Here is a 14,469-nt window from a genome sequence, read left to right on the forward strand (position 1 = left end):
GGTTGCCTTAAATAAATAATTTTATGCCACGAATTATCCTCCATAGCCTTCTCTTGCTTTTGACTACCGGCCTGCAAGCACAAGATGCCCTCTATGTAAAAAATGGAACGGCTATCACACTCCAAAACGGCGCCATTATAACTGTGAAAGGAAATATTACCCTCGAAAATGGCAGCACACTCGCCAATCAGGGCATCATCTATATAGGCGCCAGCCCTACCCTGGGCACCGGCCACTGGACCGATCTTTCCACAACACCTGCCAACTATGGTACAGGTAAATTTATATTCAATGGTACCGGCAGCCAGGTGATCAAAACGCCCCATACTTTTTCACGACTGGAAATAAATGGCAACAACCTGGAACTCCAGAGTAATATCCATGCGCAAAAATGGTACCTGCAAAAGGAACTGTTACCACCGGCGTGTACACAGCCATTGTAACCGATCCTTCGGCTGCCGCGGTAGAAGCCGATCCATCCAATCCCGGCTTCAACCAAAGCTGGATCAATGGCGCCCTGCGCCGGTATATAATACCAGCAACTGTAACCGCGTACCAATTCCCCGTAGGTAATACCAGCCGTTCCAACCTGGCCACCTTAAGCAATATGAGTAACACCCCCATTACCGGGATCAGCTATATAGAGGCACGGTTTATACCCAAACCTGGTACCGACGCCGGCCTGATGGTTTCGGAAGGAGGTGCTGCCTATGTATCCGTCGCTTCCGAAGGCGTATGGAACATCAGCGCCGATGGCATTCCTACCAATGGCAAATATGATCTACTCCTTTACTTCAACGGCTTCTCCGGTTTAATGGATAACACTTTCGGCATTTTGCAGCGCCCCTCGACCAGTACCAATGCGGCCGACTGGGTACGCCCCGCCGGTAGTTCCTGCAGCCTGCCAATACCCCCGGCAGAACCGTAGCCAATGGTTTTGCCGCCAGGAATGGTATTACTTCTTTCGGACAATTTGGAATTGGTCTTGCCTCCTCCACCGCATTACCCGTTACCCTGGTCGATTTTCGGGCGCAACGCATCCTCCCGCACTGGTTCATCTATCCTGGGAAACAGCCACCGAACAAAACAACCGTGGCTTCGAGGTGGAAAGAAGGTGGCAGGATGAAACCCTGTTCAAGACAATCGGGTTTACACCTTCCCTGGCCACAGGTGGCCATAGCAATCAATTGCTGCACTATCAATTCAATGATCCCAATGCATACAAAGGCATTACCTACTACCGGTTAAAACAGGTGGATCTCGACAACCGCGGTACCTATACCCTCATCAGGGCAGTAAAGGGGACAGGCGAAACGACCGTCACCGTATTGATGTGGCCCAACCCCAATAAAGGCCAGTTCAGCATCCGCCTGGAAGGCAATACCAAAAAACTACCCGCTTTCATTACAGATATCAATGGCAGGATAGTTCAACAAATAACCATCTATCAGAACACCCCGGTAAATGTTACCGGACTTACTGCAGGTACCTATATCGTAAGTATACCCGATGCTTTTGCCAATGGAGAAGCATTCCGGGAAAAAGTGTTGGTAATTCCATAAGATCCATCAATAAACCACCAGATAAAGGGAACTGTACAGGTCATTATGTAATTTCAGGTGACTTGCCGTTCTTTCCATTTACCACAAGCCACTCGCTTCCTGTTGACGCTAAAGATTGCCGACTACCGATTGCCGTCCTTTCCCTACTTTTACCCAAAATCCGGGTATGGACGTTAAAATAGATGAAAGCTGGAAGAAGCCACTAAAAGACGAATTCAATAAAGCGTATTTTAGCCAGATCGTGGGGCACCTTCGCATAGAAAAAGCCGCTGCCAAAACCATTTATCCACCCGGCAGCCTTATTTTCAATGCCTTTAACCTTACCCCCTTCGACCAGGTTAAAGTGGTATTGCTGGGCCAGGATCCCTACCATGGACAAGGACAAGCCCATGGCCTTTGTTTCTCAGTGCAGGATGGCATCAAACCGCCTCCTTCCCTGGTCAATATTTATAAAGAAATACACAACGATGTTGGGCTTCCCATTCCAAACCATGGCAACCTCACCAAATGGGCCCAACAAGGTGTATTGATGTTAAATGCCTCCCTCACTGTAAGAGCGGGAGAACCTATGAGCCATGCCAAAATTGGATGGGCCGATTTTACCGATGCCGTCATTCGTAAAATATCCGATCAAAAGAAGGGCGTCGTATTCCTCCTCTGGGGTAAATTTGCCCAGGCCAAACAGGAACTCATTGACGCAACCAAACACCGGGTATTAAAAGCAGCCCACCCCTCCCCTTTTTCTGCCGACGCAGGTTTCTTTGGCTGCCGCCATTTCTCCCGTACCAATGAATACCTCGTACAAGAAGGCCTTGATCCCATTGACTGGTCGCTATAAGAATAGCTTCGAGCCGCGAGGTATGAGCTGCGAGCTTAAAGACAAGAAGCTTTAAAGTTAGCAAGAAACACACCCAATTAGCAAAATCAACAACCCAAGGCTCGCAGCTGTTTTCCGTATCTTGCGCCCATGAAGTTCATCAAAGAGATCCTGGGCCGCATTTTTGCCCTCTGGGCTATCCTGGTATTTGCTATCACCCTGCTCCTATTCATGATCCCCTTCCTATTGTTTACCTATCGCCTGACCGATCCTAAAAAAACATTCCGCTTCATAGCCCAGTCCAGGATATGGATGGGTATTTACCTGCCCCTCATCGGTTGCCCATTGCGCGTACGTGGCAAGGAAAATTTTGCACCTGGCCAAAACTATGTCGTCGTATGCAACCACAACTCACTGATGGATGTGCCCATTTCCTCCCCTGCTATTCCAGGCGGCAATAAAACCATTGCCAAAATTGAAATGGCCCAAATACCCGTATTTGGTATTATTTATCAAACCGGCAGCGTCCTGGTCGACAGGAAAAGTGAGAAAAGCAGAAAAGACAGTTTTAGCAGAATGAAAAAGTATTAAGTATGGGATTGCACATGTGTATCTACCCCGAAGGCACCCGCAATAAATCAGATCAACCCCTCAAATCATTTCACGATGGCGCTTTTCGCCTCGCCATCGATACCTGCAAAGCCGTGATTCCCGGCGTGATCTTCAATACCCGTAAAGTATTACCTGCCAGCAAACCCTTTTACCTGATGCCCCATCCACTCCAAATACATTTCCTGCCCCCGTTCACATTGAGCCAACCGATACCGCCGAATCCCTCAAAAACAGGGTGCATAAAATAATGAGCGATTACTACGAACTACACCGGAAATAAACATTTATACCATCCCCTCCACACAAAAGGTTGTATTGCTTCTCTATCCTATATGCAGCCTCCTGTATTCTCTCCTACTGCCCATAGAAATACCGCGTTCTGTTAATGCGCAGGTCACGGAGTATGCCCGACTTGGGATTGATCGTGAAGTTAAATGAACGCATGGGGCCCACCGGTGTTACATTGATCGATAACTGCCAGCAATGCATTTCACGCGAAATAAACATTGTAAGCGTTTGTATAGCAGAAGAATTAAAATCGTAATAAGTATTCATTCCCATCTTCCATTTGGGGTGAGGTTAAAATCACCATTAATACTCACATTCGAGTTCGTCTTCGTTTCAAAACCCGAATAGTTAGGTTTAAAAGTACGGGTGAAATTAAAAGAGTACGATAAATTCACCGACCAGGCAATATTAAAATCAGCAAACTCAGCCGGGTTTTGTCGCGCATACTGCAATTGCTCCATCTGTTCCTCGGGCGTCATGGGCCGCTGGTTCCTATCACCAAACTGCCCCTCATTTTCTTTCGCCTTTTTCTCGTCCTTGGGTTTACTTTGGAAAGAGGTAGACACAGCAATATTACCATTCGTAATACGACCGGGCGAAAACCTTCCCCCTTTCCAGGCATATTCATTGATACGGTATCCCATCTTATTCACCTTATATGGGTCCAGGTTGGCCCCTGCCGTAATATTGATCTTCTCAAACAAAGTACTTCGTAAATACAAACTGATAGTAGATAACTTAAAAGAATCTGCCAGGAAGTTATAACCGCCGTTAAAACCAAAACCATCAATCAACCGGATCTTCTTAATGCCCCCTTCACTCGTATCTTTTTTTTAGACCGCGCTTTGGCTTCCAGATTATTGTCAATCCCAAAACTGATACCGCCAAACTCCCCTTCGCCAAAGGGTCCGAAAATGGTACCATCATAATAAGAGAAGCGATATTTGTTCTTATTAGTATCTACCTGAGTAGTGTAGTAATCCCTTTTTGCCATATCAGGTTTATAACTGATCGAAAAAGTAGGCCGTATTACGTGCCGAATAGCCGTGATAGGACTATTAGGACCAAAATTTTCAAACTTTCCAAAGAGTGCGGTACTCAACCCCAGGCTAAAAGAGATATCCCGTGCAGTATAAAATCCCCGCTCAATAGTAGTATCTATTTTTCTGGCAGTCTCATTCCAATGACGCGTAAAACGCCGTGAATACCATTTTTCCTGGTAGCTGACGCCCGGCGATACCTGCAGCGGACCCAGGGAAGGCAAAGAAAGCTGGATCGGTATATTGTGCTGAGCACCCCATTGCATCGTATCAATGAGCTTGCTCAAACTGAAATCTTTCTCGTAGATGCTGATCTGGTTGGCCAGGTTCGTATTCAATCCAATACCCAGTTTTTCATACCACTTCGATTCTCCGATCACTTCTTTACGCTGCAGCGGGTAAAAAGTATTCACCGTAAAGGCCACATTGGGCAAGTTCATATTGATCAGCTGCGTCGTATTGTTCTGGTTGTGGTTGGCACTCGCTGTAAGGTTGAACTTACTACCCCAGGTTTTGGAATACGTGATCGAAGAGTTCAGGTTATTCTGAAAATTCCGCATCGGGTTATTCGTCACATACTGGTTGTATTTGGAACTACCTGCATTCACATTGGCCGAAAAAGTTTGCCCCGGCCTGGCCCGGCTATCTACCGTATGGCTCCACGCAATATTAAAGGTTTGTGCCGTGGTAAACTCCTGCTTTGGATCATTACTCAACAACCGTGTACTTTGATACGATAAGTTCATCGAACCACTGTACCGGTACCGTTTGCGATAAGTAGGCGTTACAAAAGCTGCCCAGCCTCCATAAGAATAGATATTCGTACGCAAGGTCACATCAAAATAATCATTCAATACCTTATAATAACCCAGCCCTTCCAGCCCCAATCCAAACTGGTCGCTGGCTGTAAACTGCGGAGGCAGCATACCCGAATGCCGGCCCTGCGAAAGTGGGAAAAACCCGAAAGGAAGGTATACCGGTACAGGCACCCCTTCAAATTCAGGATGTATCGGTCCCGTTACCGCCAGCTTCTGGCTCACCATCTTCATACGTGGCGTACGGAAAGCAAAGTGGGGCGTGTCAAGATTACACGTCGTAATAATACCCTGCGCAGCAAAATATTCCGTGGGTGATATCTTCTTGATCTTGCCACCCTGCACAAACATTTCCCCTGAGCCGTGATCGTAGATTGCGTAATACCTTTCTGCGTTTTCGTATTGAAACGCATAAAATCAGCATCCATCTTCGTATCCGCTTGTATCATTTTGGGCCGCCCGATAATATTCCCGGCCGAATCCCTGCGATAGGTAGCAATGATCTCATTTTTCTGCTGGTCCATTTCAATACTGTCCGCCGTAAGGTCCATATCCTTATACTTCACATTCCCTTACTAAATAAAATGATCCGTTTATTGGGTACGTCCAGCACCATCGAATCCGAAGCGGAATAATGCACCGGCGCATCCAATGAGTCTTTCGACATCTTCACCTCAAACGTATCTGTTTTTGCCTGGTAGTATCCCCGGCCTTCAGCGAAGCTGAGTCCTTCACAACAGGTATTGTATCCTTTTTGGGTTTCGTTGTATCCTGGAAAGCCGTTAATGTATTGTCAAAACCAGTAGATGCAGAAATATTACCCAGCATATTCATCGTTATTAATAACAATGAAACCAGGAATATCGGCAATGAAGGTTGATTTAGGCTATTTTTGCGTCCGTTAATCATATGCAGTGGTGGGCAAAAATAGTTATTAATGCATTAAGATTATGTGAAGATTGGATAGCCCATAAAATCATAACAAAATATGTTCAAAAGGATTACAGGCATAATATTCCTCGCTGCTTCCCTCACTACGTTGATCGCTTTCACCGTCAGGAAACCCGGCCCCCATAAACAAAAACCCGTACTGGGCACCATTATTATCGATCCCGGTCATGGCGGCATGGACCCCGGCACCCTGGGCAGCTTTTCACGCGAATCGAGGGTAGCACTGGCCATTTCCTTGAAACTGGGCAAAGCCATCAAAACTGCCTTCCCCGATACCAAGGTGCTGTATACACGCACTACCGATATTTTGCCCGGACAAAGAACCTTGAAAGAATCTTATTATTATAGATCCGACTTTGCCAATGAATCCAATGGCGACCTGTTCATCAGCATACACTGCAATGCCATCGGCAAAAACCAGGGGCTGGTATGAAAAAAAGATCGTATCCTATAAAAATGTCACTACCGGCAAAGGCAAAAAGAAAAAGACCAAAAAAGTACCCGTATATAAATCTTATTACGTTAAAAATACCCACAAAGGTACCGAAACCTATATCTGGGCCGCCGACCGGGTAGGCTTTAAAGGCGATGCCATCAACCAACGACAGGAAGATAGTGGCGAGAAGACCGACAGCACCCTTACTTTCGATATGAGCTCACCCGAAGCCCGCATCAGAGCCCAGTTGTATGAAAAAAAGTACTTTGCCAAAAGCCTCCTGCTGGGCAACCTGGTGGAAGATGCATTTGAAAAGGGAGGACGTAAAAGTTATGGTGTTAAACAACGCAATGCAGAAGGTATTTGGGTGCTCCAGGCCACCGGTATGCCCAGCATCCTGGTAGAAAGCGGCTTTCTTTCCAATACCGAGGAAGAAAAATACCTCAACAGCGAAAAAGGCCAGCATGAAGTAGTAGCCGCCATTATTACCGCCCTCAAAAAGTATAAAACCACCCTGGAAAACACTAAGTAAGTCAGTAAAGTCGGAAAGTCGGTAAAGTCGGTAAAGTCGAAAGAGTCGGAAAGTCAGTAAAGTCGGAAAGTCGGTAAAGTCCGAAAGTCGGAAGAGTCCGAAAGTTGGAAGAGTCCGAAAGTTGGTAAGTAATACAATTGTGGCCTTGACGTTTTTTTTCCGGACTTCCCTACTTCCCGTCTTCCCGACTTCCCAACTTCCCGTCTTTCCGTCTTTCCGACTTCCCGACTTCCCTACTTCCGGACTTTCCGTCTTCCCGACTTTCGGACTTTTCCGACTTTCCGGTCTGGATTTCCCAATTCCGGCAATAATTAACGTATTAATAAGCATCTTCATCCGTTATTTTTGCATCTTGTCTTTATATTCACCCGTCAATAAATAAACCCGGATTATAATATGATTAAAAAGATCATTTGTTATTTGCTCATGGCGACCGTAGGTACAGTACTGGCCTCTTTTTATAGGGAACCAGCCAGGCCAATGCAAAAACCAGTGATCAAAACCATTATCATCGATGCAGGTCATGGCGGATCGGATAATGGCGCCCGCGGCGATTATTCCTTTGAGAAAGACATTTGCCTGGGCATTGCCCTGAAGCTGGGTAAAAAAATGGAGCAGGAATTTCCCAATGTCAAGGTCTTGTATACCCGCACCAAAGACGATTATCCTTCTATTAAATCAAGGGCCGATTTTGCCAATACCAATAAAGGCGATCTGTTTGTATCCATTCACGTGAATGCAGGACCCAAAATTCGCCACTCCGATTTCGCCGGCTACCGAACAGAAACCTATTATACCGGCAAGGGCAAGAACCGCAAAAAAAGAACCCGCAAAGTGCCCAAATACAATATCTATTATACCGACAATCCCTCCAATGGCACGGAAACTTATATCTGGGCTGCCGACCGTGCCGATGCAAAAGGTGAATATGTCACCGAACGCATGTCCGAAGAGGTGAATGACTCTACCGAATATGCCCCCGATATCAATGATCCCGAATTCAAGGCCAAATCATTGCTCTGGACCAAACGCTATTTCGACAGAAGCCTTCAGTTGGCCACCATGATAGAAGAAGAATTTGTGAACGGCGGGCGTGTAAGCAGGGGCGTAAAACAAAGAAATGAAAAAGGCATCTGGGTGCTCCAGGCCACCGCCATGCCCAGTATACTGGTAGAAACCGGCTTTATTTCCCATCGCCCCGATGAAGATTACCTCAACAGCAATAAAGGACAGGAAGAGGTAGCAGATCATATACTGGCCGCCATCAAACGCTATAAAATAGCTACAGAAACAACCGCTCCTGCCCCCAAGCAGGGCTTTTGAAAAGAATACAGCACACAGAATACAGTATACAGAAGCTTTTAGATCGCAAACCTACCCCCTTATCAAGTTCCCAAGGGCCGGCTTGTGTACCCGCTTTTCTCCCCATCCAGGTTTCCAAGGCTCGGATTCTGAATTCTGTATTCTGTCTCCTGTATTCTGTAATCTCTATTCTGTATTCTCCTCCTCGTAATTCCCTATTTTTGTTGATCATATGCTTTTTTGAGGGCCGATCAGTAAACCACCCCCAAAAAGTATTATTTGCATACAAAATAGCCGGTAATGAAAATTTCGAATGAAACCAAGGTAGGTGCACTCACAGCAATAGCGATCGTAATCTTGATTTTGGGCTTTAACTTCTTGAAAGGTAGAAACCTCGCCGACCGGAGCGATAAAATATATGCAGAATTCCCCACCGTGGAAGGTCTGCAGGTCTCCAATCCCGTTTTGATCAATGGTCTCCAGGTTGGTAAAGTATATGGGATGAAGGAAAAAGACAAGAACATGAGCGCCGTAGTGGTTACCATCAGCCTTACCAAAGACATTAATATTCCCCGTACCTCCCTGGCCAGTATTGGCAGCGAGTTGTTGGGTACTACCTCTGTAAAGATCAAGTTGGGCAATGGTACCGATTATATACAGGATGGCGACACCTTACATACCATGAAAACCCTGGGTTTTAAGGAACAGATTCAAAACAGCCTCGACCCCACCCTGGCCAGCGTCAATAAAACCCTCGCCTCACTCGAACAAGTATTGCAAAATTTAAACAGCATACTCGACCCCAATACCAAGAACAACCTGCAATCCATCGTTAAAAATCTCACTACCTCCTCCAAATCATTGGAGAAACTGCTCGATGCCCAAACAGGTATGTTGGCCAAAACACTGACCAATACCGAGTCCATCACCGGCAACCTGGCTAAGAACAATGATAAGATCAATGCTACCGTAGACAACCTCGAAAAAGCAACCGGCAAACTGGCCAACGTAAAACTCGATGAAGCAGTTGCCAGTATGCAAAATACCCTTAACAAATTAGGAGCTACCGTAGATAAAATAAACAGCAGCCAATCATCACTGGGAGCCCTGTTAAATGATCGCAAATTGTACGACCAGCTTTTACAAACCAATCGCAGTTTGACTACCTTGCTCGACGATTTCAGGGTACACCCCAAACGATATGTTAACATATCTGTTTTTGGTAAAAAGACAAAAGTGGTCCCCTGAAGTCTCCCATATATGATTCCACTTCTACATCGAAACCTTGAACATTGTAAGATGCAAAAGCCATTCTTACTAATTGTTTTTTTTGCGTTGATGATTTCCGGTGCCGCAGCACAGGTAACTGCTACCCCACAACCGGGTGCCGATACCATGAAGGTGGTGGAACTGATCTATGCCGACCGCTTACGTACCGAACAAAGAGACTCTGTAACCGAAGTGCAGACGCTGGCCGGCAAGGTGCACCTGAAACAAGGCAAAACACAATTCTATTGCGATAGCGCCATCTACAACAAGTTTACCAAGATTGTAGAAGCTTTTGGCCATGTACATATCAATGATGCCGATAGCATCCACACCTACAGCGATTACCTCCTGTACCACGTAGATACCAAACTGGCTACCCTGACCAAAAATGCCAAGCTCACCGACGGGAAAACTACCCTCCTTACTGATGAACTGCATTATGATGCCAACCAGAAAATAGGCGAATACTTTAATGGAGGCAGGGTATTGAATAACCAGTCCGTACTTACCAGCAAAGAAGCCACCTATTACGGTGAACTGAAGGATATTTACTTCAAGAAGGAAGTCGTATTGAAAGATCCCAAGTACAACCTGCGATCAGATTCCCTGCTATACAATACCAGCACCGAAACAGCCACCTTCATTACCCTTACCCATATTGAAGACAGCGCCCAACGAAAGATCTCTACCCGCGAAGGATTTTATGACCTGAAGAACCGCAATGCCAGTTTTGGCAAACGCCCCATTATAGAAGATCTCAAAGCGAGGACCAAGACCATTGCCGACATTGTGGAAACAGACGATTCAACAGGCATTACTACCCTCATTGGCCGGGCTGTGCACATCGATAGCGCCCAGGGTGTATCCCTGCTGGCCAATTTCATCCGTACCAACCGAAAAGAGGAAACCCTCTTTGCCACCCAAAAGCCACTGATGATCATCAAGCAGGACAAGGATTCCATCTATGTCACAGCTGATACCCTGTTTTCGGGCAGACTTAGTAAAATGAAATTGCTCACAAAGACCGATTCCCTGACCGGTAAAACAGATACCATCAAAGGGGCCATTACCATTAACACAAAAGACAAGCAAAAGAACGATAGTGCGGACCGGTACTTCCAGGGGTATCACCATGTGCGCATTTATTCCGATTCCCTGCAAGCCGTGGCTGATAGCATGTTCTATTCCGGCATCGACTCAGTATTTCAGTTGTTTACCGATCCGTTGCCTGGGCCAGCAATAGCCAGATAACCGGGGATACCATGTACCTGTATACAAAAGATAAAAAGCCGGCCAGGCTCTATGTTTTTGAAAATGGCTTTGCCGTGAATAAAGCAGGCAAGGATATGTACAACCAGCTCAGGGGCAACCGCCTGAATGGTTACTTTATAGATGGGAATATAGACTATATGCGTTCCAGGGGCAATGCCGAAAGTATATTTTATGTGATGGATGAGGACAGCGCCCTGGTGGGTATTAATAAGGCAGAAGGAGATATCATAGACCTGCGCTTTGCCAATAAAGAGCTCAATAAGGTGGTGGTGATCAGTGAACCCAAAGGAACCATGTTCCCTGCCAAGCAAGCCACCGAACAGGATAAGCTCCTGCGCAATTTCAAGTGGCTCGAAGCAAGAAGACCCAAGACCAAGTTCGAACTCTTTGAAGATTAGTATTCATACCCACACCTTCACGCAACTTTAACAAGCACATTTTAATACTCCGGCACCATTTTCGTTCATAATATTGGCGCAAGGAATTGTCATCCAAATTTTATTTGTTTGCCCCTGGCGAAAGGTGGGTCGCTCTGCAGACTGGCAAATGCAGCGTTGTAGAGCGGCTCACCTTCATCAGGAAAGAGGTGACACCTTTCCCTTACCACGAAAACGAAAAGGTGTCACCTCTTGGCCCCTGGCGCGTAGGTAGCCAGGCCAAGCGCGTAAGTGCACTTGTGTCCTCGAAGCAAAGGATTGCCGATTCACGACTGCCGACTGCAAACTGCCCTTAAATCATAACTCAACAATATGAAACGGATTGCTCTTCTCTTTTCCATTACCTGCCTGTTTGCTTTCATGAGCCAACGATCAGCTGCCCAGGATTACCGGTTTGGACTGGGTGTGCGCCTCAGCAATTCAACTCCTACCCTGAATAGTTCCGTTAGCGGAAAGTATTTTATTACTGAACGCAGTGCTGTGGAGGGATTGGTTTCCTTTGGCAGCCGTTTTGGGATGGGTGCTTTGTTGGAGATCCACCAGCCAATAGCCCCCAACCTGCGCTGGTTCTATGGAGCGGGTGCTTATGTGGGTTGGCAATATGGCGATACCTACTTCGGACCCACCGGCGCCCTGGGCCTGGATTATAAGTTTGAGAATGCTCCCATCAACCTGTCGCTCGATTGGAAACCCGAACTCGACATCATGCCCGATATCAACTTTGTTCCCGACGCATTTGCCCTGACCATCCGTTTTACCTTGAAATAAGATCATCCCCTTTATATACTTCAACACCTGCCTGCCTTGCCACCACTATTCAACCGGTAAGCCACGCAGGTGTTCCTTTGCCCTCCCCTGGGCACCTTACCCTTCAACATATCAACTCCGTCTTCAGCATAATCCGTCCTGATCCGCGCAACCGGCGATTCCAATCAGTGCAATCTGCGATTCCTCCCTTTGCAAAATCCATGTATTAATCAGCGAAATCTGTGATCCGCAATCGTTTGCATCTGCCGATTTATGCTGATTTAAGCAGGATTAATCACCTCTTAATATCTTTTTCTCCATTATTTGCCATTTTATGCGACAATCTCCCTAATTTGGGGCGTCAACCAGGCTAATATGCTTAAAAAGAACGACAAGCTTACATACTCCGGCAGGTAAACCTGCATAACAAAGTATTGTCTTCCAGTCTGAGCAGTGAGATCAACGTTTCGGAAGATACAATTCGCAGAGACCTGCACGAACTAGCAGAAGATGGCAGGATCATCAAGGTACATGGCGGCGCCCTCTCCCACTCTTTTCATGACGTATACAATCCTTCAGGCAATATCTACCTCCATGATCACAAGAAGGTCATTGCCGAAAAAGCAGCAGCCCTTATTGAAGATGGGATGTATGTGTTGACCAGTGGCGGCACCACCATCCTTGAACTGGCCCGTGTATTACCACCCCAGCTCAGGGCCACTTTCGTATCCGGCAGCCTGCCCGCCATCGTAGAGTACCTCCACCATCCCAATATTGAGGTCATTGTCATTGGCGATAAAATATCCAAGAACAGCCGCATCACCGTCGGTGGCGATGCCATTGCCAAGATTGGCCATATCCGGGCCGACCTCTGTTTCCTGGGCGTGGATGCCATCCATGTACAACAGGGGGTAACCGACCATGATTGGGATGTAGTACAATTAAAAAAGCCATGATCGAGTCTTCACAAAAGGTCGTTTGCCTCAGCATTGCCGAAAAGACCAATGCCATTAAACCTGTTCACGTATGCCCCGTAAGCAGCATCCATACACTGATCACTGAATTACCGCCGGGCGATCCCTTGTTACAACCCTATGTCAATGCCGGCATTGAGGTTATTTGATACCACAGCCATTTCATAAGCAGTATAGCTAATCCGTACCCTTTTTCCTTATCCATCCGGTTCGCAAAACACAAACGAGGCTCCATACACACTAAATAACATTTTATGAGAACGACTAAACCACTATTCCTGCTTGTATTGCTTTGCCTCACGGGCTTTGCTTATGGGCAGACCATTACCGGTGAGATCATCGACAAATCCAGCCGGACACCTGTGGCTGCTGCCACCATTATTGGTAGCAAAAGCAAAAAAACAGCCGTATCAGATGCCAATGGAAAATTTACCATCACCCTCGATGGCGACAAAACCATTGAAATATCCTATGTAGGGTATACCACCCAATTCGTACCCGTTACGCCAGCAACTAATTATTCCATTGAACTGGAACCGTCCAACACTTCACTTGACCAGGTAGTAGTGGTTGCTTATGGTTCTCAGAAAAGCGAATCTTACAGGTGCCGTAACCACCGTTGATGTATCCAAAACCATGCAAAGCAGGCCTGTAAATGATCCTGCTAAAGCCTTGCAGGGTGTGGTGCCTGGTCTTACCATCACTTATAGCAATGGTGGACTCACCGCCGGCCCCGGCATCAATATCCGTGGTATTGGTTCTGTAAATGGACCTAGCAGACCACTCATCATGGTCGACAATGTTGAGACTGCCGACCTTTCTATCATTAACCCGAATGATATTGAAAGCATATCCGTACTGAAAGACGCAGCCTCCACCTCAATTTATGGAGCTCGTGCCGCTTTTGGTGTAGTCCTGATCAAAACCAAATCAGGTCGCAAGAATCAGAAAACAGCAATAACTTATTCCAATAACTTTTCCTGGAACAAACCCACAGTACTACCCGACTTTGCCAATCCTGTTCCGGAACTCACAGCCCTCAATGAAGCTTCTCAGCGATCTGGCATCACCAATCCCGAGATCTTTGGTATGAAGCTGACCACTCTTAGAGATGGGATTGCCAACTGGCAACAAAAATATGCCAACAACAGGAAGAGCAATGAAATGGTGGAAGGTGAAGACTTTGAATTCAATACTGCAGAAGGCCGTATGTATTTCTACCGTGAATGGGATGCTAAAGACATCATGCTGAAAGACTATACTAATGAAATGCAGCAGAACCTCAGCATCCGTGGTGGTAGTGAGAAAGTAGGCTATTATATGTCTGCCGGCTACAGCCACGAAGGCGGTATCCTGAAAATGAACCCCGATGATGTTAAAAATACAATATCACCGCCGCAGTAAATGCATCTGTA

22 protein-coding genes are annotated in these 14,469 nt (G+C 46.4%); 18 read left to right on the plus strand and 4 right to left on the minus strand.

Annotation, left to right across the window (positions count from 1 at the left end; translation table 11 throughout):
- Nucleotides 1–23: 23 nt before the first annotated feature.
- From RS881_RS37580 to RS881_RS37605, 6 genes are all read left to right on the plus strand, one after another.
- Entirely contained in the window at nt 24–443 is a 420-nt protein-coding gene (locus RS881_RS37580; RefSeq protein ID WP_315815454.1) for a hypothetical protein, read from the plus strand.
- Nucleotides 392–928 carry a hypothetical protein gene (locus tag RS881_RS37585; protein WP_315815455.1) on the plus strand — a complete coding sequence of 179 codons (537 nt, stop codon included), beginning with the start codon at nt 392–394 and terminating at the stop codon, nt 926–928. Before RS881_RS37580 ends, RS881_RS37585 begins: the two co-directional genes overlap by 52 nt.
- Before the next feature lie 175 nt (nt 929–1,103).
- The gene (locus RS881_RS37590) at nt 1,104–1,562 is read left to right on the plus strand and encodes a T9SS type A sorting domain-containing protein (protein ID WP_315815456.1); all 459 of its coding nucleotides are present in this window, start codon (nt 1,104–1,106) and stop codon (nt 1,560–1,562) included.
- 166 nt (nt 1,563–1,728) lie between these two features.
- Nucleotides 1,729–2,400 (plus strand): uracil-DNA glycosylase, encoded by a 672-nt coding sequence (ung, locus tag RS881_RS37595; protein WP_315815457.1) that lies wholly within the window; start codon nt 1,729–1,731, stop codon nt 2,398–2,400.
- A gap of 129 nt (nt 2,401–2,529) precedes the next feature.
- Nucleotides 2,530–2,970, plus strand: coding sequence for a lysophospholipid acyltransferase family protein (locus tag RS881_RS37600; protein WP_315815458.1), 441 nt, complete (start codon nt 2,530–2,532; stop codon nt 2,968–2,970).
- Nucleotides 2,971–2,972: 2 nt separating this feature from the next.
- The gene (locus tag RS881_RS37605; RefSeq protein ID WP_315815459.1) at nt 2,973–3,239 is read left to right on the plus strand and encodes a 1-acyl-sn-glycerol-3-phosphate acyltransferase; all 267 of its coding nucleotides are present in this window, start codon (nt 2,973–2,975) and stop codon (nt 3,237–3,239) included.
- Nucleotides 3,240–3,345: 106 nt separating this feature from the next.
- Here RS881_RS37605 and RS881_RS37610 read toward each other — a convergent pair whose 3' ends face one another.
- Genes RS881_RS37610 through RS881_RS37625 form a run of 4 tightly spaced genes read right to left on the minus strand, consistent with a single transcriptional unit; the run spans nt 3,346 to nt 5,700 of the window.
- Entirely contained in the window at nt 3,346–3,546 is a 201-nt protein-coding gene (locus RS881_RS37610) for a hypothetical protein (protein WP_315815460.1), read from the minus strand.
- Nucleotides 3,543–4,073 (minus strand): putative LPS assembly protein LptD, encoded by a 531-nt coding sequence (locus tag RS881_RS37615; protein WP_315815461.1) that lies wholly within the window; start codon nt 4,071–4,073, stop codon nt 3,543–3,545. The genes RS881_RS37610 and RS881_RS37615 overlap by 4 nt, the downstream gene beginning before the upstream one ends.
- Nucleotides 4,070–5,362, minus strand: a complete 1,293-nt coding sequence (locus RS881_RS37620; RefSeq protein WP_315815462.1) for a putative LPS assembly protein LptD — start codon at nt 5,360–5,362, stop codon at nt 4,070–4,072. Before RS881_RS37620 ends, RS881_RS37615 begins: the two co-directional genes overlap by 4 nt.
- 2 nt (nt 5,363–5,364) lie before the next feature.
- A complete protein-coding gene (locus RS881_RS37625) occupies nt 5,365–5,700 on the minus strand; it encodes a hypothetical protein (protein ID WP_315815463.1) in 336 nt (111 codons plus the stop codon).
- Between the two features lie 188 nt (nt 5,701–5,888).
- Between RS881_RS37625 and RS881_RS37630 the strand changes: the two genes are divergently transcribed.
- The 12 genes from RS881_RS37630 to RS881_RS37685 all read left to right on the plus strand — a co-directional run bounded on the left by RS881_RS37630 (nt 5,889) and on the right by RS881_RS37685 (nt 14,458).
- Entirely contained in the window at nt 5,889–6,014 is a 126-nt protein-coding gene (locus tag RS881_RS37630) for a hypothetical protein (RefSeq protein ID WP_315815464.1), read from the plus strand.
- Nucleotides 6,015–6,122: 108 nt separating this feature from the next.
- Nucleotides 6,123–6,518, plus strand: a complete 396-nt coding sequence (locus tag RS881_RS37635) for an N-acetylmuramoyl-L-alanine amidase family protein (RefSeq protein WP_315815465.1) — start codon at nt 6,123–6,125, stop codon at nt 6,516–6,518.
- A complete protein-coding gene (locus tag RS881_RS37640) occupies nt 6,487–7,053 on the plus strand; it encodes an N-acetylmuramoyl-L-alanine amidase family protein (RefSeq protein WP_315815466.1) in 567 nt (188 codons plus the stop codon). The genes RS881_RS37635 and RS881_RS37640 overlap by 32 nt, the downstream gene beginning before the upstream one ends.
- 396 nt (nt 7,054–7,449) lie before the next feature.
- Nucleotides 7,450–8,376: an N-acetylmuramoyl-L-alanine amidase family protein gene (locus RS881_RS37645; RefSeq protein ID WP_315815467.1), complete on the plus strand. Its 927-nt coding sequence runs from the start codon at nt 7,450–7,452 to the stop codon at nt 8,374–8,376.
- Nucleotides 8,377–8,655: 279 nt separating this feature from the next.
- Nucleotides 8,656–9,603, plus strand: coding sequence for an MlaD family protein (locus tag RS881_RS37650; protein ID WP_315815468.1), 948 nt, complete (start codon nt 8,656–8,658; stop codon nt 9,601–9,603).
- A 90-nt stretch (nt 9,604–9,693) separates the two neighbouring features.
- Nucleotides 9,694–10,875, plus strand: coding sequence for an OstA-like protein (locus tag RS881_RS37655; RefSeq protein ID WP_315815469.1), 1,182 nt, complete (start codon nt 9,694–9,696; stop codon nt 10,873–10,875).
- A gap of 11 nt (nt 10,876–10,886) precedes the next feature.
- Nucleotides 10,887–11,294 (plus strand): hypothetical protein, encoded by a 408-nt coding sequence (locus tag RS881_RS37660; protein WP_315815470.1) that lies wholly within the window; start codon nt 10,887–10,889, stop codon nt 11,292–11,294.
- Between the two features lie 351 nt (nt 11,295–11,645).
- The gene (locus tag RS881_RS37665) at nt 11,646–12,101 is read left to right on the plus strand and encodes a hypothetical protein (protein ID WP_315815471.1); all 456 of its coding nucleotides are present in this window, start codon (nt 11,646–11,648) and stop codon (nt 12,099–12,101) included.
- Nucleotides 12,102–12,514: 413 nt separating this feature from the next.
- The gene (locus RS881_RS37670) at nt 12,515–13,036 is read left to right on the plus strand and encodes a DeoR/GlpR family DNA-binding transcription regulator (protein ID WP_315815472.1); all 522 of its coding nucleotides are present in this window, start codon (nt 12,515–12,517) and stop codon (nt 13,034–13,036) included.
- On the plus strand, nt 13,033–13,203 hold the full coding sequence (locus tag RS881_RS37675) for a DeoR/GlpR family DNA-binding transcription regulator (RefSeq protein WP_315815473.1): 171 nt from the start codon (nt 13,033–13,035) through the stop codon (nt 13,201–13,203). Before RS881_RS37670 ends, RS881_RS37675 begins: the two co-directional genes overlap by 4 nt.
- A 105-nt stretch (nt 13,204–13,308) precedes the next feature.
- Complete coding sequence (locus RS881_RS37680; RefSeq protein ID WP_315815474.1) at nt 13,309–13,677, plus strand: carboxypeptidase-like regulatory domain-containing protein; 369 nt, start codon at nt 13,309–13,311, stop codon at nt 13,675–13,677.
- 13 nt (nt 13,678–13,690) lie between these two features.
- The gene (locus RS881_RS37685) at nt 13,691–14,458 is read left to right on the plus strand and encodes a TonB-dependent receptor plug domain-containing protein (RefSeq protein WP_315815475.1); all 768 of its coding nucleotides are present in this window, start codon (nt 13,691–13,693) and stop codon (nt 14,456–14,458) included.
- The last annotated feature ends 11 nt before the right edge of the window (nt 14,459–14,469 follow it).

Source organism: Paraflavitalea speifideaquila (assembly GCF_032395985.1).
Taxonomy (GTDB): domain Bacteria; phylum Bacteroidota; class Bacteroidia; order Chitinophagales; family Chitinophagaceae; genus Paraflavitalea; species Paraflavitalea speifideaquila.